Origin of the sequence: Rathayibacter festucae DSM 15932 (assembly GCF_004011135.1) — a bacterium.
In the GTDB taxonomy this organism is placed as follows: Bacteria; Actinomycetota; Actinomycetes; order Actinomycetales; family Microbacteriaceae; genus Rathayibacter; species Rathayibacter festucae.
On the sequence record NZ_CP028137.1, the window covers coordinates 2,047,159 to 2,069,135 of the forward strand.

Consider the following 21,977-nt stretch of genomic DNA (forward strand, 5'->3'; position numbering starts at 1 on the left):
GCTGTCGAGTCTACTGAGCGGCGTCGGGCGTGCCGGCGCGCTCGAGGAGCCAGACCAGCAGGGCCTTCTGGGCGTGCAGGCGGTTCTCCGCCTCGTCCCAGATCACGCTCTGCGGACCGTCGATCACGTCGGCGGTCACCTCGTAGCCGCGGTCGGCGGGCAGGCAGTGCAGGAAGAGCGCATCGGAGGCGGCGGCCGCCATGGTGTCGGAGTCGACGCGGTAGTCGCGGAAGGTGGCGACTCGCGCGGCCTTCTCCTCCTCCTTGCCCATCGACACCCAGGTGTCGGTGATCACGATGTCCGAGCCGGCGGCGCCCGCGGCCGGGTCGGTCGTGGTGGTGGCCGAGCCGCCGGTGGTGGCCGCGATGCGCTGGGCGTCCGCGAGCACGGCCGGAGCGGGAGCGTAGTCCGCGGGAGAGACGATCCGGACGTGCATGCCCGCGGTGGCACCGGCCAGCAGGTAGGAGTGCGCCATGTTGCTCGCGCCGTCGCCGAAGAAGGTCAGCGTGAGGCCGGCGAGGCGACCGCGGTGCTCGCGGATCGTCAGCAGGTCGGCGAGCAGCTGGCACGGGTGGAACTCGTCCGAGAGCGCGTTGACCACGGGGACGCGGGTGCCCGCCGCCATCTCCTCCAGCCCGGACTGCGCGTAGGTGCGCCAGACGATGGCCGCGACCTGGCGTTCGAGCACGCGCGCGGTGTCGGAGGCGGTCTCCTTGCCGCCGAGCTGGCTGCTCGCCGTCGAGATGATCAGCGGGCTGCCGCCGAGATCGGCGATGCCGACGGCGAAGGACACCCGGGTGCGGGTGGAGGACTTGTCGAAGATGACCGCGACGGTCTGCGGGCCGGCGAGCGGCGTCCGCGAGAAGCGGTCGCGCTTGAGCTCCAGAGCGAGATCGAGGATCTCGGCCTGCTCGGCGGGGGTGATGTCGTCGTCGCGGAGGAAGTGGCGGGTCACGGCTGCGGTTCGCTTTCGATCGGAGGAGGAGGTCGGGTCGTTCAGGCGTCGAGCGCCCGCACCGCGCGGCCGAACCGGGCGACGAACTCGTCGACGTCGGCGGCGGTGATGATGAGGGGCGGCGCGATCCGGATGCTGGACTCGTTCGGCGCGTTGACGATGAGTCCCTCCGCCATGGCGGCCGCGGCGAGCCGGGCGGCGACGGGCTCGCTGAGCGCGATGCCGAGCAGGAGACCGGCGCCACGCACCCCGGCGATCAGCGGTGAGCCGAGGCCGAGCACGCCCGCGGTCAGCTGCGCTCCGCGCTCCCGGGCGTTCCGGAGCAGGTCGGCGCGCTCGATCTCGCCGATCACCGCGCCGGCGACCGCGGTCGCGAGCGGGTTGCCGCCGAAGGTGCTGCCGTGGTGGCCCTTCTGCAGCAGCTCGGAGGCCGCGCCGAAGGTGACCAGGGCACCGACGGGGAAGCCGCCGCCGAGTCCCTTGGCCAGGGTGATCGCGTCGGGCAGGATGCCGGCCCGCTGGTAGGCGAACCAGCTGCCGGTGCGGCCGATGCCGGTCTGGATCTCGTCGACGATCAGCAGGGCGCCCCGCTCCCGGGTCAGCTCCCGCGCCCGCTCGAGGAAGCCGTCCGGCAGCGGGATCACGCCCGCCTCACCCTGGATCGGCTCGACGATCAGCGCGGCGACCGACTCGTCGATCGCGGCCTCGAGGGCCTCGACCGTCGCCTCGATGTGCTCGACTCCACCGGGCATCGGCTCGAACGGCGCGCGCATCGCGGCCTTGCCGGTCATCGCGAGGGCGCCCATCGTGCGCCCGTGGAAGGCGTTCTGCAGCGCCAGGATCCGGTGCCGGCCGCCGGCCGCGTGCAGGCGGGCGAGCTTGAAGGCCGCCTCGTTCGCCTCGGTGCCGGAGTTCGCGAAGTAGACGCGGCCCGCCTCGCCCGCCCCGGTCAGCTCGCGGAGCTTCTCGGCCAGCCGGATCTGCGGGGCGGTGGCGAAGTAGTTGGAGACGTGCGCGAGCGCGCCGGCCTGGCGGCTCACGGCCTCGACGAAGACCGGGTGCGCATGGCCGAGCGAGTTCACCGCGATCCCGCCGAGGAAGTCGAGGTACTCGCGGCCGTCGACGTCCCAGACCCGGCAGCCCTCGCCGCGCTCGAGGACGGCGAGCGGAGCGGCGAAGGTCTGCATCATCGCGGCGGCGTAGCGGTCGCGGGCCTCCGCGGTGCGGGCGGAGACGGGTGCGGGATCGGAGGCGGGGACCTCGGGCGCGGGGATGCCGGGAGCGGTATCGGTGGACATGTCGAGCCTTTCGAGCGGAAGCGGACCGGCCGGGAGGGCCGTCGGTGCGCGCACCCCGTCGGGGCGGCGCTCGGAGCCGGGGCCGCTGGTGGTCAGCGGCCCGACGTTCGCTCCCGGTCGCGGGGGTCGGCCGAGGCGACGACCTCGGTGCCGACGCCCTCGGAGGTGAAGACCTCGAGCAGCATCGAGTGCGGGACGCGGCCGTCGATGATCGCGGCCTTCGGCACGCCGCCGCGGACCGCGTCGAGGCAGGCCGTCATCTTGGGGATCATCCCCGACTCGAGCGACGGCAGCAGCGCCGCGAGCTCGTCGGACGCGATGTGCGAGACGAGCGAGCCGCGATCGGGCCAGTCGGCGTAGAGGCCCGGGACGTCGGTGAGGATCACGAGCTTCTCGGCGCCGACGGCGACGGCGAGCGCGGCCGCGGCCGCGTCGGCGTTGACGTTGAGCGACTGCGTCGGGTCGTCGGAGTCGGGCGCGATCGAGGAGACGACCGGGATGCGGCCGGCGTCGAGCTGGGCGAGGACGGCCGCGGGGTCCACGGAGATCACGTCGCCGACCAGGCCGAGATCGTGCTCGACCCCGTCGAGGACCACGCCGCGCCGGCGACCGACGAAGAGGCCCGCGTCCTCGCCGGAGATGCCGGCGGCCAGCGGCCCGTACTCGTTGATCCGCCGGACGATGTCGCGGCTGATGCTGCCGGTGAGCACCATCCGCACGACGTCCATCGCCTCGGGGCTGGTCACCCGGTAGCCGCCGCGGAACTCGCTGGCGATGCCGAGTCGGTCGAGCATCGCGGAGATCTGCGGACCGCCGCCGTGCACGACGACGGGGCGGATGCCCGCGTAGTGCAGGTAGACGATGTCCTGCGCGAAGGCGCGCTGGAGCTCCTCCGACACCATGGCGTTGCCGCCGAACTTGATCACCATCGTCCTGCCGTGGAACCGCTGCAGCCAGGGCAGCGACTCGATCAGGGTGCCGGCCTTGACGGCCACGGCGTCGCGCAGCGCGAGCGTCTCGGCCTCGGTGGGGTCCCCGGTGCTCAACGGATTCTCGGAGTCCGTCGGATTCTCGTCGGCCATCAGCTGGAGTACGCCGAGTTCTCGTGGACGTAGTCGTGGGTGAGGTCGTTGGTCCAGATCGTCGCCGTGGCGTCGCCGGCGTGCAGATCGATGTCGACCGAGACCTTGCGCGGGGCGAGGTCGACCAGGTCGCGGCTCGCGTCGGGCTCGCCGGCCCGGCAGACCTGCACGCCGTTCATCGCCACGTCGATGCCGTAGGGGTCGAACTGCGCGTCGGTGGTGCCGACCGCGGCCAGCACCCGGCCCCAGTTCGGATCGTTGCCGAAGATCGCGGCCTTGAAGAGGTTGCTCCGCGAGACAGCGCGGGCGACGACGACGGCCTCGTCCTCGGTCGCCGCGTTCAGCACCCGGATCGCGACGTCGTGCGCGGCGCCCTCGGCGTCGGCCTGGAGCTGGAGGGTGAGGTCGCGGCAGACCTCGGTGAGCGCGGCGGTGAAGTCGGCCGACTCGGGGCGCACCCCGCTCGCGCCACTCGCCAGCAGCGCCACGGTGTCGTTCGTCGACATGCAGCCGTCCGAGTCGAGGCGGTCGAAGGTGACCCGGGTCGCCGCCCGCAGCGCGGTGTCGAGCTCGGAGGAGTCGAGGACCGCGTCGGTGGTGATCACGACGAGCATCGTCGCGAGACCGGGCGCGAGCATCCCCGCGCCCTTGGCCATGCCGCCGACGGTCCAGCCCTGCTCGGAGCGGACGGTCGCCTGCTTGGGCACGGTGTCGGTCGTCATGATCGCGCGGGCCGCGTCCTCGCCCGCCTCCGGGCCGGTCGCGCCCGGGAGAGCCGCCGAGGCCTCGGTCACCGCGGCCGTCAGCTTGCCGAGGTCGAGCTGATCGCCGATGAGACCGGTGGAGCAGACGAGCACGTCGCCCGCCGAGACGCCCAGGCTCCCGCCGACGGCCTCGGCCGTCGCGTGGGTGACCTGGAAGCCCGCGGCGCCGGTGTAGCAGTTGGCGCCGCCGGAGTTGAGGACGATCGCCGAGACGATGCCGTCGCGCATGACCTGCTCGCTCCAGAGCACCGGGTTCGCCTTGCAGCGGTTGCTGGTGAAGACCGTCGCGGCGTTCTGCAGCGGGCCGAGGTTGTGCACGAGGGCGAGGTCGCGGGCGCCGGTCGACTTGAGACCGGCGACGACGCCGGCCGCGGCGAATCCTGCTGCGGCGGTGATGCTCACGGCGCGACTCCGTTCGTGCTCAGGCCGAGGGTCTCCGGGAGACCGAGGGCGATGTTGGTCGACTGGATCGCGGCGCCGGCGGTGCCCTTGACCAGGTTGTCGAGCGCGGTGACCACCACGACGCGGCGGGCGCGCTCGTCCACGGCGACCCCGATCAGCGCCGTGTTCGCGCCGACGGTGTCGGCTGTGCGCGGGAAGGTCCCCTCCGGCAGCAGCTGGACGAAGGGCTCGTCGGCGTAGGCCGACTCCCACGCGGCGCGCACGTCCTGCGCGGACACTCCCGGCGCGAGCCGAGCGGTCGAGGTCGCGAGGATGCCGCGCGACATCGGCACCAGGATCGGGGTGAACGAGATCGAGACGGGACCGGCACCGGCGAGCGCGAGGTTCTGCCGGATCTCCGGGTTGTGCCGGTGCCCGCCGCCGATGCCGTACGCGTGCGCCGAGCCGAGCAGCTCGCTCGCGAGCAGATCGGTCCGCAGGCTCTTGCCCGCCCCGGACGGGCCGACGGCGAGGACCGAGACCAGATCGGCGGCCTCGATCACTCCGGCGTGGAGCCCCGGCGCGAGGCCGAGCGTGATCGCGGTGACGTTGCAGCCGGGCACCGCGATGCGGCGGACCCCCGCCAGCACGTCGCGCTGCCGGCCGGTGCCGGGCAGCATCAGCTCGGGCAGGCCGTAGGGCCAGGCGCCCGCGAACTCGCCACCGTAGTAGTCGGCCCAGTCCTGCTCGTCGGTCAGCCGGTGGTCGGCGCCGCAGTCGACGACGAGCACGTCGTCGGGGAGCGTCGCCGTGATCTCGCCGGACCTGCCGTGCGGCAGCGCGAGGAAGACGACGTCGTGGCCCGCCAGGTTCTCGGTCGTCGTGTCGACGAGCTCGAGGTGGCGCAGCGAGCGCAGGTGCGGCTGCACCGCGGCGAGGGGCTGGCCGGCGTTCGAGTGCGCCGTGACCGTGCGCACCTCGAACTCGGGGTGATCGGCGAGCAGGCGGAGCAGCTCGCCGCCCGCGTACCCGCTCGCTCCGGCCACCGCCACGGAAAAAGTCATGCCCGAGAGCCTAGTCGCTGGCGGGACCCGCCCTGGCCCGGTGGCCGCGGGCGGCCGCCGACCGGAGCCGGCGGCCGTCCGCTCACTCGCGCGGGCTCGCGCCGAAGCGCTCGGCGGCGAGCGCGGTGCCGCTCTCCTTCGCCGCGCTGGCCTCGGCGGCGGTGAGCGTCCGGTCGGCGGCACGGAAGCGCAACGCGAAGGTCAGCGACTTCGAGCCCTCGGGGACGCCCGCACCGCGGTAGTCGTCGACCAGGCGGATCGCCTCGAGCAGCTCGCCGGCGCCCTCGGCCACGGCGGCCTGCAGGTCGGCGGCCGGCACGGCGACAGGCACGACCAGCGAGAGGTCCTGCGTCGCGGCGGGCAGAGCCCCGACCGGGCGCGCGACGACGAGGCGGCCGGCGCGGGCGATCAGCGGATCGAGGTCGAGCTCGACCACCGCCACGCGGTGCGGCAGGTCGAGGTCGTCGGCGAGCGACGGGAGCAGCTCGCCGGCGTGGCCGACCACGGCGCCGTCCAGCAGCACCTCGGCCGTGCGGCCCGGGTGCAGGGCGGCGTGCGAGCCCTGGCGGATCTGCAGCTCCACGCCCGAGGCGGCCGCGACGGCGCGCACGACGTCGAGCGCGTCGCGCCAGTCGAAGTCGCGCGCGGCCACTCCCGGCTGACGCTCGAGCGCCGAGCCCGTCAGCAGCGCAGCCACGTGCAGCGGCTGCCGCGGGATCCCCGCGTTCAGCGCCGCCTCGATCTCCGCGGACGGACGCGCGCCGGCGAGGGGCAGCCCCTCGGAGCCGAACGGAGCGCCGCTCTGCGGCAGGAAGACCGAGCCCATCTCGTAGACGGCCAGGTCGACGAGGCCGCGCGAGCGGTTGCGCGCCGCGACCTGCACGAGTCCGGGCAGGAGGGAGAGCCGCAGCTGCCCCGCCGTCGCGTCCAGCGGGTTCGCCAGCGAGACCTGCTGCACCGGCGCGCCGTCGACGGAGCCGAAGCGGTCGTTGATCGAGCGGGAGAGGAACGGGTAGGACAGCACCTCGGTGAGCCCGGCGGCCGCCAGCGACTGCGCGACCGTCCGGCGCAGGCGCTGACCGGGCGTGAGGCCGCGACCGGGAGGCGCGACGGGGAGGATCGACGGGATGCGGTCGTAGCCGGTGATCCGGGCGACCTCCTCCGCGAGGGTCGAGCGGTCGGTCAGGTCGGGCCGCCAGCTCGGCGGGGTGACGAGCAGGCCCGCTCCCCCGGCCTCGACGCTCGCGCCGATCTCCACGAGGGCGCCGCGGATCTCCTCCGCCGTGTACTCGAGGCCGATCAGGCCGGAGATGTAGCCGTCGGGGAGCTCGATCGCCGACGCCGTGTCGGAATCGGCGAGCACCGAGCCGAGCTCGTCGGCGGTGCCGCCCGCGAGCTCGACCAGCAGCTGCACCGCGCGCGCGGCGGCGACCGGCGCGACCAGCGGGTCCACGCCGCGCTCGAAGCGTCGCGAGGCCTCGCTCGGCAGCTTGTGGCGGCGGGCCGTCCGCGCGATCGAGACCGGGTCGAAGTTCGCGGCCTCGATCAGGACGTCGGCGGTGGTGTCCGTGATCTCGGTGCGGGCGCCGCCCATCACCCCGGCGAGCCCGATCGGCCCGCCGTCGTCGGTGATCAGCAGGTCCTCGTAGTGCAGGCGGCGGGTCTGGCCGTCGAGCGTCTCGAGCGTCTCGCCGGCGCGGGCGCGGCGGACGACGATGCCGCCCTCCAGGCGCTCGAGGTCGTAGCCGTGCAGCGGCTGCCCGAGCTCGAACATGACGTAGTTGGTGATGTCGACGACCAGCGAGATCGAGCGCACGCCGGCCAGGCGCAGGCGCGCGATCATCCACGGCGGGGTCGGCAGCGACGGGTCGATGCCGCGCACCACGCGGGTCACGAAGACGGACGAGCCGACGCGACCGCGAATGGGCGCCTCGTCCTGGACCGCGACGGGGAAGACGGGGGCGGACTCGAGCCGCTCGGGCGCGGTGATCGCCAGCGCGGGGTCGCGGAAGTCGGCGCCGGTCGCGTGGGCGTACTCGCGGGCGATGCCGCGGATCGAGAAGGCGTAGCCGCGGTCCGGGGTCACGTTGACCTCGACGGCGGCGTCGTCCAGCCCGAGCAGCGCGATCGCGTCGGTGCCGACCTCGGGGTCGATGCCGAGGCTCGCCAGCCGGAGGATGCCCTCGTGGTCGTCGCCGAGGCCGAGCTCGCGGGTGGACGCGATCATCCCGTCGGACACGTGACCGTAGGTCTTCCGCGCCGAGATCGGGAACGGGCCGGGCAGCACGGCGCCGGGCAGCGAGACCACGACCTTGTCGCCGGCGGCGAAGTTGTGCGCTCCGCAGACGATGCCGCGGACGTCGTCGCCGCCGTCGGCCGCGCGCTCCCCCTCGGGCGCGACCCGGACGGTGCACCAGTTGATGGTCTTGCCGTTCTTCTGCGGCTCGGGCACGAGGTCGAGGACCTCGCCCACCACGACGGGGCCGGACACCTCGAAGCGGTGGACGTCCTCCTCCTCCAGGCCGACCGACACCAGGGCCGCGTGCACGGCCTCGGTCGTGACGCCCTGCTCGAGGTCGACGTACTCACCCAGCCAGCTCAGCGGGATGCGCATCAGATCACCATCCCGTACTGCTTGCTGAAGCGGACGTCGCCCTCGACCATGTCGCGCATGTCCTTCACGTCATTGCGGAACATCAGGGTCCGCTCGATCCCCATCCCGAAGGCGAAGCCGGAGTACTCGTCCGGGTCGATGCCGACCGAGCGCAGGACGTTCGGGTTCACCATCCCGCAGCCGCCCCACTCGATCCAGCGGGCACCGCCGACGAAGGTGGGGTGCCAGATGTCGAGCTCGGCGCTCGGCTCGGTGAAGGGGAAGTAATTGGGGCGCAGGCGGATCTTCGCCTCGTCGCCGAACAGGAGGCGGGCGACGTGCTCGAGGGTGCCGCGCAGGTGCGCCATCGTCAGGCCGCGGTCGACGGCGAGGCCCTCGAACTGCGTGAAGACGGGGGTGTGCGTGGCGTCGAGCTCGTCGGTGCGGTAGACGCGGCCGGGCGCGATCACGTAGATCGGCGGGGTGCGCTCGAGCATCGAGCGGATCTGCACCGGCGAGGTGTGGGTGCGCAGCACGAGGTGCGACTCGACCGGGTCGACGAAGAAGGTGTCCTGCATCGCACGCGCCGGGTGGTCCTCGTCGAAGTTCAGCGCGTCGAAGTTGAACCACTCGTTCTCCAGCTCCGGCCCCTCCGCGATCTCCCAGCCCATGCCGACGAAGACGTCGGCGATCGACTCCTGGAGGAGCGAGAGCGGGTGGCGGGCGCCCTGGCGCACGAAGCTCGCGCCGGCGGTGACGTCGACGCGCTCGGCATCGAGTGCCGCGGCCTGCTCGGCCTCGACCAGCTCCGCCTCGCGCTCGGCGTACGCGTCGCCGACCTGCTTGCGGGCGCCGCCCACGAGCTTGCCGGACGCCGCCTTGAACTCCGGCGGCACGGAGCGCATCAGCGCGTTCAGTCGGGCGAGGGCCGAGCCCTCGCCGAGGTGGGCGGTGCGAGCCGCCTTCAGAGCGGCGGAATCGGCGGCCGCGCGGATCGCGGTGAGCGCCTCCGCGGTCGCCGCCGAGACGGCCTCGTCGGTGATCGGGTTGCTGTCAGACACGATCCCCCAGTGTAGGGATGCCCCGCGCGGCCCGCTCGCCGCGGCGGGCGGACGCGCTCGCCCGCCCGCGCGGCCGATCGCGGATCCGGCCGACCCCAAGGGTCGATGCCCACCGAATCGGACGACCGGCCCCTGCATGCTGATCGAGTAGCCGGCGACGCCGGCGTATCGAGATCCACCAGCGCCGGAACCGACGCCCGCCAGTCCTCCTCGCGGAGCGGTGGGTCTCGATACGCCCCTCCGGGGCTACTCGACCAGCATGTGCAGGGATATCGAACGGGAACCCTGCAGATCGCCGACCGCCCGCAAGGCGAACGTGCGAATCGCGTGCCAGCGATTCGCGCTAGGCGGACGCAGGACGCTCTGCGGAACGCGACCGCCTCGTCAGCCGACCGCGGTCGGGATCGCCGAAGGCGATCCCGACCAAAAGATTCAGTCCTGGGCGGCGATCAGTGCCGTGTCGGTCGTCGCGCGGACCGCCGGGTGGCCGGTGCCCTTGCGGCCGCCGGTCTTGGTGCGGATCTCGACCCACTTGGCGATGCCGGAGAGGATCAGGCAGATGCCGATGTAGATCGCGCCGACCACGATGGCGGCGGGGATGATCGGGCTGTCCAGGCTCGGCTGGTTGCCGAGGTAGCGGGCGTAGTAGAGCAGCTCGTTGTAGGTGATGATCGAGCCGAGCGCGGTGTCCTTCAGGGCGACGACGAGCTGGGCGATGATCACGGGCAGCATCGACCGGATCGCCTGCGGGAAGAGGATGAGGCGCATGACGCCCGCCTTGCGCAGGCCGATCGCGTAGCCCGCCTCCTTCTGGCCGCGCGGGAGGGCCTCGATGCCGGCGCGGAAGATCTCGGAGAAGACGGAGCCGTTGTAGAGCGTGAGCGCGATGACCACGGCGAGGTACGGCGTGAGCTTGAGGCCGACGAACGGGAGCCCGTAGTACATCAGCATCATCAGGATGAGGACCGGGATCGCGCGGAACAGCTCGATGAAGAGCGTGACCGGGATGTTGATCCAGCGGCGGTCGGAGAGGCGGCCGATCGCCAGCAGCAGGCCGAGCACGATGCTCGCGACGCCCGCGGTGGCGAAGGCGGCGAGCGTCTGCCCGAGAGCGGCGCCGATGCTCTGCCAGACCAGCGGGTAGCCGAACGCCCGCCACTTGGCCGGCGAGAACTGCCCGGACTCGGCGAAGCGCCAGAGCACGAAGGCCAGCAGCGCCACGAGGACGAGGACGACGACGGCGCCGATGACGCGGTTGCGGGCGACCGCGCGGGGTCCGGGGTTGTCGAAGAGGACGGAGCTCATCGGGCGACCCTCCACTTCTTCTCGAGCTGGCGTTGGAGGAGGGAGAGCGCGGTGACGAGGACCACGAAGACCAGGGCGACCCAGAGCACGACGATGAGGCTGTTCTCGCCGCGCTCGTTGAGCACGCGGACGATCGTCCCGGCCTCGGCGACCGAGAAGCCGGCGGCGACGGTGGTGTTCTTGAGGAGGGCGATCAGCACGCTCATCAGCGGCGGGATGACCGAGCGGAACGCCTGCGGCAGCACCACCTGGGTCATCGTGAGCCCGAAGTCGAGGCCGATCGCGCGGGCCGCCTCGGCCTGGCCGATCGGCACGGTGTTGATCCCGGAGCGGAGCACCTCGGCGACGTAGGTCGCGGTGTAGATGCTCAGGGCGGCGATCGCGAGGTTCGTGTACTCGACGTCCGGCAGGTCGAGCTTGGGGTAGCCGAAGGCGAAGAAGAACATCAGCAGCGTCAGCGGCGTGTTCCGGATGGTGTTGACGTAGACGGTGCCGACCGCTCGCGCGATCGGGACGGGCGAGACGCGCATCGCTCCGACCACGGTGCCGAGGAGGAGAGCGAAGACGAGCGACACGACGAACAGCAGCAGGGTGTTGCCGAACGCGGGGACGAACACGTCGAGGTTGTTCAGGAGAACATCCATGCTGCGTGCCCTTTCATCGGGGAGGTGGAAGCGGTCGCCGGTGCGGCGCGGGGCAGAGGAGGTCCCGGGGCGGTGCGCGACGCGCCACCCCGGGACTCCTCAGGGGGTCGGCCTAGTAGGCGTCGACTGCGGGCTGCTCGACCGTGGTGCCGGACTGGCCGAGGGTCTCGTCGTAGATCGCGCTCCAGGTGTCACCGCCGTCGGTCAGCATCTCGTTGATGAAGCCGCGCAGTGCGGTGTCGTCCTTCGCGAGGCCGATACCGTAGAGCTCGGTGCTGAAGGGCTCGCCGACGACCTTCAGGTCGTCCGGGCGCTGGGCGGCATAGCCGATCAGGATCGCGCCGTCGGTGGTGACCGCGTCGACCTGGCCGTCGGCCAGGGCGTCGACGCACTGCGAGTAGGTGTCGAACTCCTCGGTCGGGACCTCGGGGTAGTTGGTGCGGATGTTCTGGATCGGGGTGGAGCCGGTCGCGGAGCACACGGTGGTGTCGGCCGAGAGGTCGTCCGGACCCGTGATGGTGTCGTTGTCCGCGGCGACCAGCAGCTGCTGCCCGGTCTCGAAGTACGGTCCGGCGAAGCCGACCTGCTCCTTGCGCTTGTCGGTGATCGAGTAGGTGCCGACGTAGTAGTCGATGTCGCCGTTCACGATCGACGCCTCGCGGTTCGCCGAGGGGATCGGCTGGTACTCGATCTTGTCCGCGGAGAAGCCGAGGGAGGCCGCGACCCACTTCGCGATCTCGATGTCGAAGCCGGAGCGCTCCCCGGTCGCGGCGTCGAGGTAGCCCAGACCCGGCTGGTCCTCCTTGACGCCGATGGTGACCGTGTCGTCCGCCGTCATGGCGTCGAAGGTCGGGCTGCCCTCGAGGGTGACGTCGGTCGCGACCTCGTAGGCCGCTCCGCTCCCCTCGGAGCCGGAGTCCGAGCCGCCGCCGGTTCCGGAGTCACCGGCGCAGCCGGCGAGGGTGAGGGCCGCTGCGGCGAGTCCCGCGGTCATGAACATGAGCTTGGTGCGCATGATCGTCCTTCCTGGGGTGTGGCCCGCTGGAGCGGGCGATGTCCGGTCGCTCCCCGGGGTTCGGGGGGCGACCTGTCGAACGGCGGCCGAGGCGGGGTCCGCCCGCGGCGCCGGAGACCTAGTGGGTGATCAGCTTCGAGAGGAAGTCCTTGGCCCGGTCGGTCCGGGGGGCGGTGAAGAACGACTCGGGATCGGTGTCCTCGAGGATCTCGCCGTCGGACATGAAGACGACGCGGTGCGCGGCCTTGCGCGCGAAGCCCATCTCGTGGGTGACGACGATCATCGTCATCCCCTCCTCGGCGAGGCCGACCATCACGTCGAGGACCTCGTTGATCATCTCGGGGTCGAGCGCGGAGGTCGGCTCGTCGAAGAGCATCACCTTCGGCTTCATCGCGAGGGCGCGGGCGATGGCCACGCGCTGCTGCTGACCGCCGGAGAGCTGGGCGGGCGTCTTGCCCGCCTGGTGCCCGACGCCGACGCGGTCGAGCAGCGCCTGCGCCTCCGCCTCGGCGGCCTTGCGCGAGAGCTTGCGGACCTTGATCGGCCCGAGCGTGACGTTCTCGAGGATCGTCTTGTGCGCGAAGAGGTTGAAGGACTGGAAGACCATGCCGACGTCGGCGCGCAGGGCGGCGAGCCCCTTGCCCTCCTCCGGCAGCGTCTGACCGTCGATCGAGATCGTGCCGCCGGAGATGGTCTCCAGGCGGTTGATCGTGCGGCAGAGCGTGGACTTACCCGACCCGGAGGGACCGAGCACCACGACCACCTCGCCGCGGTTGATCGTCAGATCGATGTCCTTCAGCGCCTGGAACTCGCCGTAGTGCTTCTGGACCCCGTCGAGGACGACGAGGGGCTCGCGGGCGGCAGCGGACGATCGCCCGGCCTGGGAGGGTGCTTCCATTCCGTCAGAGAATCACACGGGCATGGGTGGGTCAAATCATGAGCGGATTCTTAACCAGAGCGCAACAACCGGGGCTCGCTCCCAGCCTCATACCATGCCGAGGTGGTCTTCTCTCAGTTCTGGCGTGAAACGTCTCAGAACTGCGCGTGAAGCGGCACGTCAGGAGCGGAGCGCGAAGGCGCTCTCGTAGAGGCAGACCGAGGCGGCGGTGGCGAGGTTGAGCGACTCCGCGGCGCCGTAGATCGGCACGGCCACGACGCCGTCCATCAGCTCGAGCGACTCGTCCTCGAGGCCGCGGGCCTCGTTGCCGAACACCCAGACCGTCGGCTGCGCGAGGTCGCCCCGGGCGCGCACGTCGAGCAGGCCCTCGCCCTTGACGTCGGCGGCGACGGCACGGAGGCCTGCGGAGCGCAGCCGCTGCAGCACGTCGGGCAGCTCGGCTCCGACCGCGACGGGCAGGTGGAACAGCGAGCCCGTGGTCGAGCGGACGACCTTGGGGTTGTAGAGGTCGACGGAGCGGCCGGTCAGCACGACAGCGTCGGCGCCCGCGGCGTCGGCCGCGCGGATGATCGTGCCGAGATTGCCCGGGTCGCGGACCTCCTCCAGCACGGCGACGAGGCGCGGCTCGGAGGCGACGACGTCCTTGAGCGAGGTCGGGAACTGCCGGCAGACGGCCACGAAGCCCTGCGGCGTGACGGTGTCGGCCATCGAGTCGAGGACGTCCTCGGTCACGTACTCGATCTCGACCTCGGCCTCCTCGGCCGCGGCGACGATCTCGGGGTGGCGCTCGAGCGCGGTGGGGGTCGCGAACGACTCCATCAGCAGCTCGGGGCGGTAGCGCAGCGCCTCGGACATCGCCTGCGGGCCCTCGAGGAGGAAGAGCCCCGACTCCTGCCGTGCCGGACGCCGGGTGAGCTTGGCGACGGAGCGGACACGGGGAGAACGGGGGTTGTCGAGCATGCGGCGAGCCTATCGGCGCACCGTCGCGGGGCCCGGTCGACACGTCGCCCGCCGGGAAGGCGACCTGCGGGAACGAGGTCCTGCGGGCACGAGGACCTGCCGGAACGACGTCCTGCGGGAACGACGAAGGGGGCCACGACTCTCGTCGTGACCCCCTTCGGGGAAGTGCTGCGGACTACGCGGCCTTCGGGGCCGAGGTGTCGGCCGGCAGTGCGGCCTTCGCGCTCGCCACGAGGGCGGTGAAGGTCGCGGGCTCGGTGATCGCGAGGTCAGCGAGGATGCGGCGGTCGACCTGGATGCCGGCCAGGGCGAGGCCCTGGATGAAGCGGTTGTAGGTCAGGCCGTTGGCGCGGGACGCGGCGTTGATGCGCTGGATCCAGAGGCGGCGGAACTCGCCCTTCTTCGCACGGCGGTCGCGGTACGAGTAGACGAGGGAGTGGGTGACCTGCTCCTTGGCCTTCCGGTACAGACGCGAGCGCTGGCCGCGGTAGCCCTTGGCGCGCTCGAGGATGACGCGACGCTTCTTGTGGGCGTTGACCGCCCTCTTGACTCTTGCCATTTCTCTTTCTTCCTTACGATCCGAGTCGGTTGTCGAGGACTACGACGGCAGCGGGCTGCCGCGGTGGTCGACTACAGGCCGAGAAGCTTCTTGGCGACCTTGGCGTCCTGCGGGGCGAGGACCTGGTCCTGGTTCAGGCGGCGGGTGCGGACGCTGGACTTCGACTCCAGGTTGTGACGCATGCCGGCCTGCTGCTTCATGAGCTTGCCGGAGCCCGTGACCTTGAAACGCTTCTTGGCACCCGAGTGGGTCTTCATCTTGGGCATGTTCTCTCCTTGTCGACGTCGCACGCGCACTCGGCGGGCGAAACTGGTGCCCCGCGAGCGGGGCGTCCACCGGCCCCGAGGACGGGGCGGCGAAGTATCAGACGGATTCGGACTCGGCCGATTCCTCTTCGGGGGTGTTGGCCTCGCGACGAGCGGCGCGGACGGCGTTCGCCTCGGCCTTCGCCTCGGACTTGTTCTTCAGCGGGCCGATGACCATCACCATGTTGCGACCGTCGATGGTCGGGGTGGACTCGACCTGGCCGAACTCGGACACGTCCTCCGCGAAGCGCTGCAGGAGCCGCACGCCCATCTCGGGGCGGGACTGCTCGCGACCGCGGAACAGGATCATGGCCTTGACCTTGTCGCCGGCCTTCAGGAAGCCCTCGGCGCGCTTGCGCTTGGTCTCGTAGTCGTGCTTGTCGATCTTCAGGCGGAAACGGACCTCCTTGAGGATCGTGTTCGCCTGGTTGCGACGGGCTTCCTTGAGCTTCTGGGCCTGCTCGTACTTGAACTTCCCGTAGTCCATGATCTTGGCGACGGGAGGCTTGGAGTTGGGAGCAACCTCGACCAGATCCAGGTCTGCGTCCTGCGCGAGTCGCAGGGCGACCTCGATTTTCACGACGCCGACCTGTTCTCCGGCGGGACCCACGAGGCGGACCTCGGGGACGCGGATTCGGTCGTTGGTACGGGGATCGCTGATTGCGTTTCTCCTCTGATCTCGGTGAGTTGCTGCTCTGCGGCCGGATTCTTCGTCCGGCGCATCCCGAGAGAGGTGATTCCCTGTGCGAAGCGCGTCTACCGCGCTGCGCTGCACCCTACGACGCGCTCCCCGAGACGTGTCTCGAGGACCGCAGCCCTGCCCCCGTTGCCGGAGGCGGAGTGCTTCTGACCCGGTAACCTAGTGAAGCGGTCAAGCGCGGGTGGGAGAATCTCCACTTTCGAACCGAGGACATGCCTCGGAGCCCGCATCACCATAGCAGACTTCCGGCCGGAAGGGCAGCGGGCAGCGCCCGCCACTCACCCTCCCCCGCGAGTGCCCCCTCGAGCACCGCCTCGGGGTCCTCGCGAGCGCCGGACTCACCGAACGAGGGACCCATGGCTCAGCACGACGACGATTACGCCCGACGGTTCGGCGACGACTCCGACGTGGAGGCGACCCGCGACATCGCCGAGGTGCCGGCGGTCGAGATCATCACGACCGCCGCGGTGCACCTGATGAGCGCCGCCGCGGTGAAGTGCGGTCTCGCCGACGAGCCGGGCGCGCAGGTCGACCTCGACGAGGCGCGCAAGCTGATCAACGCCCTCGCCGGCCTGGTCACGGCGGGTGCCCCCGACATCAGCGATATGCACGCGCGCAGCCTGCGCGACGGACTGCGGACGCTGCAGCTCGCCTTCCGCGAGGCGTCGCCGATCGCCGACCCGATCGGCAAGGGCCCCGGCGAGAAGTGGACCGGCCCGGTCACCTGAGCGGCGGCGCCCGGGTCAGCCCGTCGGAGCGGACGCCAGCTGGAGGGTCATCGAGTCGACCCGGGCGGCCACGATCTCGTCGGCGGCCCAGCGCTCGCCCAGGCGCGCGACCAGCTCGCCGAGCGCCGAGCGGTCGAGACCGGGCCGCAGCTCCAGCACGATGACGAGCTCCGGTCCCGTCAGCCGCTGACGGCTGTCGCCCGGCTGCACGTCGAGCGAGACGACGGCGTCCTCCCCGTCGGCGCTCGCCCGCAGCGCGGTGAGGACCTCCGGATCGGCCGGGCTCGATCGCCACGGCGAGCCCTCGGCGATCGCCCAGAGCGCCGGACGCCGGACGGCGAACTCGTGCGGCGAGGCGGGGTCGAGGACCATCAGCTCGGTCTCCTCCGCCACCGCGGCCAGCGCCGCCCGCCGGCCGTCGACCGGGACGGGGCGCGCGAGGCGGTCCCAGCGCCGCATCGCCTCGACGTCACTGAAGACCGGGAGGACGGTGCGGCCGTCCGGCCCGGCGACCGTCACGATCGACAGCTCCTGCGACTTGTCGGCGCGGAGCCCGGCGACCCCCTCGGCCTCCTCGCCGAGCTTCGCGACCAGGGGGATGAGCAGGCGCGAGACGCGCAGCGCGTCGACCACCGCCTCCGGGCCCGCGTCGCCGGCGCCGAACGAGCGAAGGGCCCGGACCAGGGCCTCGGGCGCGCTGCCGTCGTCGTCCGTCGAGGCGCTCTGCTCGAAGTGGCGGCCGGCCCACGGGGTCCCGGCCGAGTCGGTCAGGTGCGCGGGGAGCGCCCGGCCCTCACCCGAGGGCGATCCGGTCACTCGGAGGCGACGTCGAGCGCCTCGGCGAGCGTGAACGCTCCGGCGTAGAGCGCCTTGCCGACGATCGCGCCCTCGAGGCCCTGCGGCACGAGGTCGCGGAGCGCCGCGATGTCGTCGAGGTTGGAGATGCCGCCCGAGGCGATGACGGGGCGGTGGGTGCGCGCCATGACCTGCTCGAGCAGCTCGAGGTTCGGGCCCTTGAGGGTGCCGTCCTTGGTGACGTCGGTGACGACGTAGCGGGTGCAGCCGGCCTCCTCGAGGCGCTCGAGGACCTGCCAGAGGTCGCCGCCCTCCTTGGTCCAGCCGCGCGCCGCGAGGGTGGTGCCGCGCACGTCGAGGCCGACCGCGATCTGGTCGCCGTACTGCGCGATGACGCTGGCGGCCCACTCCGGGTTCTCCAGAGCGGCCGTGCCGAGGTTGATGCGCTTCGCCCCGGCGTTGAGCGCGGACTCCAGGCTGCGGTCGTCGCGGATGCCGCCGGAGAGCTCGACGTTGACGCCCTTGACCTGGCGGATGACCTTCTTCATGATGCCGTGGTTGTCACCGCGGCCGAAGGCGGCGTCGAGATCGACGAGGTGGATCCACTCCGCGCCCTGGTCGGCCCAGTCGCCGGCCGCGTCGATCGGGTCGCCGTAGTTCGTCTCGGTGCCCGCCTCGCCCTGCGTCAGGCGGACGGCCTTGCCGCCGGCCACGTCGATCGCGGGGAGAAGGACCAGGCCCGGGGCCTTGGTGAACTCGCTCATCGTCATCCTCAGTCTCGGAGCTGGTGCGGCCGCGGCGCTCGGGGAGCCGCCGACCACCGGCCGATCCTAGTTCGTGCGGAGCCCGCCCAGCCAATTCGAGAGCAGGCGCAGGCCCGCGGCGCCGGACTTCTCGGGGTGGAACTGCGTCGCCGAGAGCGGGCCGTTCTCCACCGCGGCGATGAAGCGGCCGCCGTGGTCGGCCCAGGTGACGGCCGGGCGCGGGAACGGCGGCATGACGTCCAGCGTCCACTCCCGGGCGCCGTACGAGTGCACGAAGTAGAAGCGCTCGTCCTCGATGCCGTCGAACAGCCGCGAGCCGGTGGGCACGTCGACGGTGTTCCAGCCCATGTGCGGCACGACCTCGGCGGGGAGCAGGTCGACCGTTCCCGGCCACTCCCCCAGGCCCTCGCTCTCGACGCCGCGCTCGACGCCGCGCTCGAAGAGCACCTGCATCCCGACGCAGATGCCGAGCACCGGGCGACCGCCGGCGAGGCGCTTCTCGATGATCTCGCCGCCGCGCGCCGCCGTCAGCGCCGACATCACCGCACTGAACGCGCCGACCCCCGGGACCAGCAGGCCGTCGGCCTCGAGGGCGCGGGTGCGGTCGGAGGTCAGCTCGACGTCGGCACCGGCGAGCTCGAGCGCCTTGACGGCCGAGTGGACGTTGCCGGAGCCGTAGTCGTAGACGACGACGGACGGCCGGGCGCCGCTCACAGCGCGCCCTTCGTCGACGGCACCCCGGCGACCAGCGGATCGAAGGCCTTGGCCTGGCGGAACGCGCGCGCGAACGCCTTGAACTCGGCCTCGGCGATGTGGTGCGGATCGCGCCCGCCGAGCACGGTGACGTGCACGGTCAGGCCGGCGTTGAAGGCGATCGCCTCGAAGACGTGGCGGACCATCGATCCGGTGAAGTGGCCGCCGATCAGGTGCAGCGCGAAGCCCTCCGGCTCGCCGCCGTGCACGAGGTAGGGACGGCCGGAGATGTCGACCACGGCCTGGACCAGCGCCTCGTCGAGCGGGACGAGGGCGTCGCCGAAGCGGGAGATGCCGGCCTTGTCGCCGAGCGCCTGCTTGATCGCGGTGCCGAGCACGATGCCGATGTCCTCGGCGGTGTGGTGGATGTCGATCTCGATGTCGCCGGTGGCGCGGACGGTCAGGTCGGTCAGCGAGTGCTTCGCGAACGCCGTCAGCAGGTGATCGAAGAAGGGCACGCCGGTGGAGAGGTCCGCGACACCGGTGCCGTCGAGGTCGATCGACAGCTCGATGCTCGACTCGCTGGTGGCACGACGGAGGGAGGCGGTGCGCCCGGGAGCGGCGCTCGAGGAGGTCATGGTCTCCAGTGTATTCGGGGGCCGCCGACCCTCCGGGCGGCTATTCGCGGGCCAGGGCGACCGCGGGGTCCGCCGACGGGGCGGGCAGCGCGGCGACCGCCTCGAGGAAGGCGGTGGTCTCGGCCTCGGTGCCCGCGCTCACTCGCAGGTGGTTCGGGATGCCGACGTCGCGGATCAGGATGCCCCGCGCGAGCAGCGCCTCGAACATCGCGCCGGGGTCGGCGACGCCGCCGAAGAGGACGAAGTTGCTGCCGGTCTCGTGCGGGGTGTAGCCGAGCTCGCGCAGTCCGTCGATCATCCGGTCGCGCTGGACGATGATCTCGCCCACCATCGCGAGCATCTCGTCCGCGTGGGCGAGCGCCGCGGTCGCGGCCGCCTGGGTCAGCGCGGAGAGGTGGTACGGCAGGCGCACCAGGCGGAGGGCGTCGACGACGGCGGGGTCCGCGGCGAGGTAGCCGAGGCGGACGCCGGCGAAGGCGAAGGCCTTGCTCATCGTGCGGGAGACGAGCAGGCGAGGGCGGCCCTCGAGGAGGCTGAGGGCGGTCGGCGCGTCACGGCCGGCGAACTCGGCGTAGGCCTCGTCGACGACGACGATGCCGTCGGTCGCGTCGTAGACGGCGGCGATCGTCTCGAGGTCCAGCGGGGTTCCGGTGGGGTTGTTCGGCGCGCAGAGGAAGACGATGTCGGGGCGCTCGCGGCGCACCGCGTCGGCGGCGTACGACGCGGACACCCGGAAGTCGTCCTCGCGGTCGACGCCTACCCAGCGCGTGCCGCTGCCGGAGGCGAGGATCGAGTACATCGAGTAGGTCGGCGAGAAGCCGAGCAGTGAGCGGCCGGGGCCGCCGAAGGCCTGCAGGACGTGCTGGAGGACCTCGTTCGAGCCGTTGGCAGCCCAGATCGAGTCGGCGGTCAGACCGTGGCCGAGGTAGCCGGCCAGGGAGTCGCGCAGCTCCCGGAACTCGCGATCGGGGTAGCGGTTCACCGTGCGGAGGGCGACGGACACCCGCTCGACGATGTCGGCGATGACGTCGTCAGGGACCGGGTGGGTGTTCTCGTTGACGTTGAGGGCCACGGGCACGACGGCTTGCGGAGCGCCGTAGGGCTGCTGACCGCGCAGGTCGTCGCGGAGGGGGAGATCGTCGAGAGTCGTCACCCCGGAATGGTACCGGGGCACTCGGTGCGCTCGATCAGTCCGCGAGGTCGTACTGCGCCGGGATCGCGAGGCGCTGCCCGGGCTCGAGGCCGGCGTTCGCCAGCTGGTTGAGCGACTGGATGTCGTAGACGACGTCGCGCGGGTCGGAGTCCGGTGCGAGCTCCTCCGCGAGGGACCAGAGGGACTCGCCGGCGCGGACGGTGACGTACTGGAACTCAACGTCGGCGCTCTCGCCCGAGGCGACGGCTCCGCCGCCGTTGAGTCCGAAGACGAAGGCGCCCGCGACGAGGGGCAGGGCGCCGAGCGTCGCGAGGACGGCGCGACCACGACGGGTCAGGCGCAGGCGGGTGCGCGCACCGGGCTGCTCGGCAGGGGTGACGTGCTGCGCGGAGGGCTGGTGCTGCGCGATGGTGGAGGGCTGTGCGGTCATGGTGATCGCTCCTTTCAGCAGGGGTTCGGGCCGGGGCCTCGGCCGGGAGGACCCGGTCCGAACCTCTGTTCCGAATATATCTTCGAATACCGCGCCGGGCAAGACCCGGTCGCGTCGCATCCATTGCTGAATCGCGCGACACACTCGAACGAATGTTTCGAACGCGGACCCCCGCCGGATACAGTTTCGAGAGTCCGCAGTCAGTACAGCAGCGACCACCGACATCGGTGCTCGACGCGGACGGAGAGGGCGCGCACGCGGCGTGCGCACCGAGAGAGGGACGATCGTGAGCGACGCGCAGACGGCCGGGGCGAAGGCGGCCAGGACGACGACTCCGGCGCCGAAGGCGAAGGCGGCGGCGAAGCCCGCGGCGGGCCGCCGCCGGAAGAATCTCAGCGCGAAGCAGCTCGCGATCCTCGACGCCATCCAGCGCTCGGTGTCCAGCCGCGGCTATCCGCCGAGCATGCGGGAGATCGGCGACGCCGTCGGCCTCGCCTCGCTCTCCAGCGTGACCCACCAGCTCAACCAGCTCGAGCTGAGCGGGTATCTGCGCCGCGATCCCAACCGCCCCCGGGCGCTCGAGATCCTCATCGACGTGCCGAGCTCGACCGAGGACGACGGCTCGTTCGAGTCGACGGCGACGGTCGCCGACGCGGCGATGGTGCCGCTGGTGGGCCGGATCGCGGCGGGCGTGCCGATCATGGCGGACCAGCAGATCGACGAGGTCTTCCCGCTCCCCCGCCAGCTGGTCGGCAAGGGCGAGCTCTTCATGCTCAAGGTGGTCGGCGAGTCGATGATCGACGCCGCCATCTGCGACGGCGACTGGGTCGTCGTCCGCTCGCAGCGCACCGCGGAGAACGGCGAGATCGTCGCCGCGATGCTCGACGGCGAGGCGACCGTCAAGGTCCTCCGCCAGCGCGACGGCCACACCTGGCTGCTCCCCCGCAACTCCAACTTCGAGCCGATCCTCGGCGACGAGGCCGAGGTCCTCGGCAAGATCGTCGCGGTGCTCCGCTCCGTCTGACGCGGCGGCGCACACGCGCAGGAGGGGCGGACGGCATCGAGCCGTCCGCCCCTCCTGCATTCACCGGGAGGCACGGCGAGCAGCTCGCGCAGCGTGACGACGAAGCGCCCGCGACCGCGGAGGTGATCCGTGGTCGCGGGCGCTTCGAGCGCAGGTGACGGCCCCGCC

Annotated in this window: 23 protein-coding genes; 2 read left to right on the plus strand and 21 right to left on the minus strand. The window is 71.9% G+C overall.

Features of this window, described 5'->3' with window-relative positions; genetic code table 11:
• Nucleotides 1-10 precede the first annotated feature (10 nt).
• The 15 genes from argF to infC form a co-directional block, all read right to left on the minus strand.
• Nucleotides 11-955 (minus strand): ornithine carbamoyltransferase, encoded by a 945-nt coding sequence (argF, locus tag C1I64_RS09580; protein WP_127887041.1) that lies wholly within the window; start codon nt 953-955, stop codon nt 11-13.
• Nucleotides 956-996: 41 nt separating this feature from the next.
• Nucleotides 997-2,253: an acetylornithine transaminase gene (locus tag C1I64_RS09585; RefSeq protein ID WP_127887042.1), complete on the minus strand. Its 1,257-nt coding sequence runs from the start codon at nt 2,251-2,253 to the stop codon at nt 997-999.
• Nucleotides 2,254-2,345: 92 nt separating this feature from the next.
• Entirely contained in the window at nt 2,346-3,299 is a 954-nt protein-coding gene (gene argB / locus C1I64_RS09590) for an acetylglutamate kinase (protein ID WP_243587322.1), read from the minus strand.
• A gap of 35 nt (nt 3,300-3,334) precedes the next feature.
• Entirely contained in the window at nt 3,335-4,501 is a 1,167-nt protein-coding gene (gene argJ, locus C1I64_RS09595; RefSeq protein WP_127887044.1) for a bifunctional glutamate N-acetyltransferase/amino-acid acetyltransferase ArgJ, read from the minus strand.
• Nucleotides 4,498-5,544 (minus strand): N-acetyl-gamma-glutamyl-phosphate reductase, encoded by a 1,047-nt coding sequence (gene argC, locus C1I64_RS09600; RefSeq protein ID WP_127887045.1) that lies wholly within the window; start codon nt 5,542-5,544, stop codon nt 4,498-4,500. Before argC ends, argJ begins: the two co-directional genes overlap by 4 nt.
• A gap of 82 nt (nt 5,545-5,626) precedes the next feature.
• Nucleotides 5,627-8,158 (minus strand): phenylalanine--tRNA ligase subunit beta, encoded by a 2,532-nt coding sequence (gene pheT / locus C1I64_RS09605; protein ID WP_127887046.1) that lies wholly within the window; start codon nt 8,156-8,158, stop codon nt 5,627-5,629.
• Complete coding sequence (gene pheS / locus C1I64_RS09610) at nt 8,158-9,198, minus strand: phenylalanine--tRNA ligase subunit alpha (protein ID WP_123444514.1); 1,041 nt, start codon at nt 9,196-9,198, stop codon at nt 8,158-8,160. The genes pheT and pheS overlap by 1 nt, the downstream gene beginning before the upstream one ends.
• Nucleotides 9,199-9,630: 432 nt before the next feature.
• Complete coding sequence (locus C1I64_RS09615) at nt 9,631-10,503, minus strand: amino acid ABC transporter permease (protein ID WP_123444545.1); 873 nt, start codon at nt 10,501-10,503, stop codon at nt 9,631-9,633.
• On the minus strand, nt 10,500-11,147 hold the full coding sequence (locus C1I64_RS09620; protein ID WP_123444515.1) for an amino acid ABC transporter permease: 648 nt from the start codon (nt 11,145-11,147) through the stop codon (nt 10,500-10,502). Before C1I64_RS09620 ends, C1I64_RS09615 begins: the two co-directional genes overlap by 4 nt.
• A 112-nt stretch (nt 11,148-11,259) precedes the next feature.
• Nucleotides 11,260-12,162 (minus strand): glutamate ABC transporter substrate-binding protein, encoded by a 903-nt coding sequence (locus C1I64_RS09625; RefSeq protein WP_127887047.1) that lies wholly within the window; start codon nt 12,160-12,162, stop codon nt 11,260-11,262.
• A gap of 118 nt (nt 12,163-12,280) precedes the next feature.
• Nucleotides 12,281-13,060 carry an amino acid ABC transporter ATP-binding protein gene (locus C1I64_RS09630; protein ID WP_123444517.1) on the minus strand — a complete coding sequence of 260 codons (780 nt, stop codon included), beginning with the start codon at nt 13,058-13,060 and terminating at the stop codon, nt 12,281-12,283.
• Between the two features lie 159 nt (nt 13,061-13,219).
• Nucleotides 13,220-14,020, minus strand: a complete 801-nt coding sequence (locus C1I64_RS09635; protein WP_123444518.1) for a TrmH family RNA methyltransferase — start codon at nt 14,018-14,020, stop codon at nt 13,220-13,222.
• 175 nt (nt 14,021-14,195) lie between these two features.
• Nucleotides 14,196-14,579, minus strand: a complete 384-nt coding sequence (rplT, locus tag C1I64_RS09640; protein WP_123444519.1) for a 50S ribosomal protein L20 — start codon at nt 14,577-14,579, stop codon at nt 14,196-14,198.
• 71 nt (nt 14,580-14,650) lie between these two features.
• Nucleotides 14,651-14,845, minus strand: a complete 195-nt coding sequence (gene rpmI, locus C1I64_RS09645; protein ID WP_056042364.1) for a 50S ribosomal protein L35 — start codon at nt 14,843-14,845, stop codon at nt 14,651-14,653.
• Between the two features lie 97 nt (nt 14,846-14,942).
• A complete protein-coding gene (gene infC / locus C1I64_RS09650; protein ID WP_123444546.1) occupies nt 14,943-15,545 on the minus strand; it encodes a translation initiation factor IF-3 in 603 nt (200 codons plus the stop codon).
• A 395-nt stretch (nt 15,546-15,940) separates the two neighbouring features.
• Between infC and C1I64_RS09655 the strand changes: the two genes are divergently transcribed.
• Nucleotides 15,941-16,312, plus strand: a complete 372-nt coding sequence (locus C1I64_RS09655; protein WP_123444520.1) for a DUF1844 domain-containing protein — start codon at nt 15,941-15,943, stop codon at nt 16,310-16,312.
• Between the two features lie 15 nt (nt 16,313-16,327).
• Here the strand turns inward: C1I64_RS09655 and C1I64_RS09660 are convergent, their stop codons facing one another.
• From C1I64_RS09660 to C1I64_RS09685, 6 genes are all read right to left on the minus strand, one after another.
• Nucleotides 16,328-17,128, minus strand: coding sequence for an SseB family protein (locus C1I64_RS09660; protein ID WP_244209440.1), 801 nt, complete (start codon nt 17,126-17,128; stop codon nt 16,328-16,330).
• Nucleotides 17,125-17,871 (minus strand): bifunctional 1-(5-phosphoribosyl)-5-((5-phosphoribosylamino)methylideneamino)imidazole-4-carboxamide isomerase/phosphoribosylanthranilate isomerase PriA, encoded by a 747-nt coding sequence (gene priA, locus C1I64_RS09665; protein WP_123705565.1) that lies wholly within the window; start codon nt 17,869-17,871, stop codon nt 17,125-17,127. Before priA ends, C1I64_RS09660 begins: the two co-directional genes overlap by 4 nt.
• A 66-nt stretch (nt 17,872-17,937) precedes the next feature.
• A complete protein-coding gene (gene hisH, locus C1I64_RS09670; RefSeq protein WP_127887048.1) occupies nt 17,938-18,585 on the minus strand; it encodes an imidazole glycerol phosphate synthase subunit HisH in 648 nt (215 codons plus the stop codon).
• The gene (gene hisB / locus C1I64_RS09675; RefSeq protein WP_123444522.1) at nt 18,582-19,202 is read right to left on the minus strand and encodes an imidazoleglycerol-phosphate dehydratase HisB; all 621 of its coding nucleotides are present in this window, start codon (nt 19,200-19,202) and stop codon (nt 18,582-18,584) included. The genes hisH and hisB overlap by 4 nt, the downstream gene beginning before the upstream one ends.
• A 40-nt stretch (nt 19,203-19,242) precedes the next feature.
• Nucleotides 19,243-20,355 (minus strand): histidinol-phosphate transaminase, encoded by a 1,113-nt coding sequence (locus C1I64_RS09680; RefSeq protein WP_127887049.1) that lies wholly within the window; start codon nt 20,353-20,355, stop codon nt 19,243-19,245.
• A gap of 34 nt (nt 20,356-20,389) precedes the next feature.
• Complete coding sequence (locus C1I64_RS09685) at nt 20,390-20,785, minus strand: LysM peptidoglycan-binding domain-containing protein (protein ID WP_185019934.1); 396 nt, start codon at nt 20,783-20,785, stop codon at nt 20,390-20,392.
• 412 nt (nt 20,786-21,197) lie between these two features.
• On the opposite strand from C1I64_RS09685, the gene lexA reads away from it, so the two are divergent.
• The gene (lexA, locus tag C1I64_RS09690) at nt 21,198-21,809 is read left to right on the plus strand and encodes a transcriptional repressor LexA (RefSeq protein ID WP_243582392.1); all 612 of its coding nucleotides are present in this window, start codon (nt 21,198-21,200) and stop codon (nt 21,807-21,809) included.
• Nucleotides 21,810-21,977 lie beyond the last annotated feature (168 nt).

Bases quoted from the DNA above. Each gene is read 5' to 3' on its own strand.
- C1I64_RS09585 (WP_127887042.1), bottom strand. From the start codon at position 2,253: ATGTCCACCGATACCGCTCCCGGCATCCCCGCGCCCGAGGTCCCCGCC.
- argC (WP_127887045.1), bottom strand. From the start codon at position 5,544: ATGACTTTTTCCGTGGCGGTGGCCGGAGCGAGCGGGTACGCGGGCGGC.
- pheT (WP_127887046.1), bottom strand. From the start codon at position 8,158: ATGCGCATCCCGCTGAGCTGGCTGGGTGAGTACGTCGACCTCGAGCAG.
- C1I64_RS09615 (WP_123444545.1), bottom strand. From the start codon at position 10,503: ATGAGCTCCGTCCTCTTCGACAACCCCGGACCCCGCGCGGTCGCCCGC.
- C1I64_RS09620 (WP_123444515.1), bottom strand. From the start codon at position 11,147: ATGGATGTTCTCCTGAACAACCTCGACGTGTTCGTCCCCGCGTTCGGC.
- C1I64_RS09625 (WP_127887047.1), bottom strand. From the start codon at position 12,162: ATGCGCACCAAGCTCATGTTCATGACCGCGGGACTCGCCGCAGCGGCC.
- C1I64_RS09630 (WP_123444517.1), bottom strand. From the start codon at position 13,060: ATGGAAGCACCCTCCCAGGCCGGGCGATCGTCCGCTGCCGCCCGCGAG.
- C1I64_RS09635 (WP_123444518.1), bottom strand. From the start codon at position 14,020: ATGCTCGACAACCCCCGTTCTCCCCGTGTCCGCTCCGTCGCCAAGCTC.
- rplT (WP_123444519.1), bottom strand. From the start codon at position 14,579: ATGGCAAGAGTCAAGAGGGCGGTCAACGCCCACAAGAAGCGTCGCGTC.
- rpmI (WP_056042364.1), bottom strand. From the start codon at position 14,845: ATGCCCAAGATGAAGACCCACTCGGGTGCCAAGAAGCGTTTCAAGGTC.
- C1I64_RS09655 (WP_123444520.1), top strand. From the start codon at position 15,941: ATGGCTCAGCACGACGACGATTACGCCCGACGGTTCGGCGACGACTCC.
- priA (WP_123705565.1), bottom strand. From the start codon at position 17,871: ATGAGCGAGTTCACCAAGGCCCCGGGCCTGGTCCTTCTCCCCGCGATC.
- hisB (WP_123444522.1), bottom strand. From the start codon at position 19,202: ATGACCTCCTCGAGCGCCGCTCCCGGGCGCACCGCCTCCCTCCGTCGT.
- C1I64_RS09685 (WP_185019934.1), bottom strand. From the start codon at position 20,785: ATGACCGCACAGCCCTCCACCATCGCGCAGCACCAGCCCTCCGCGCAG.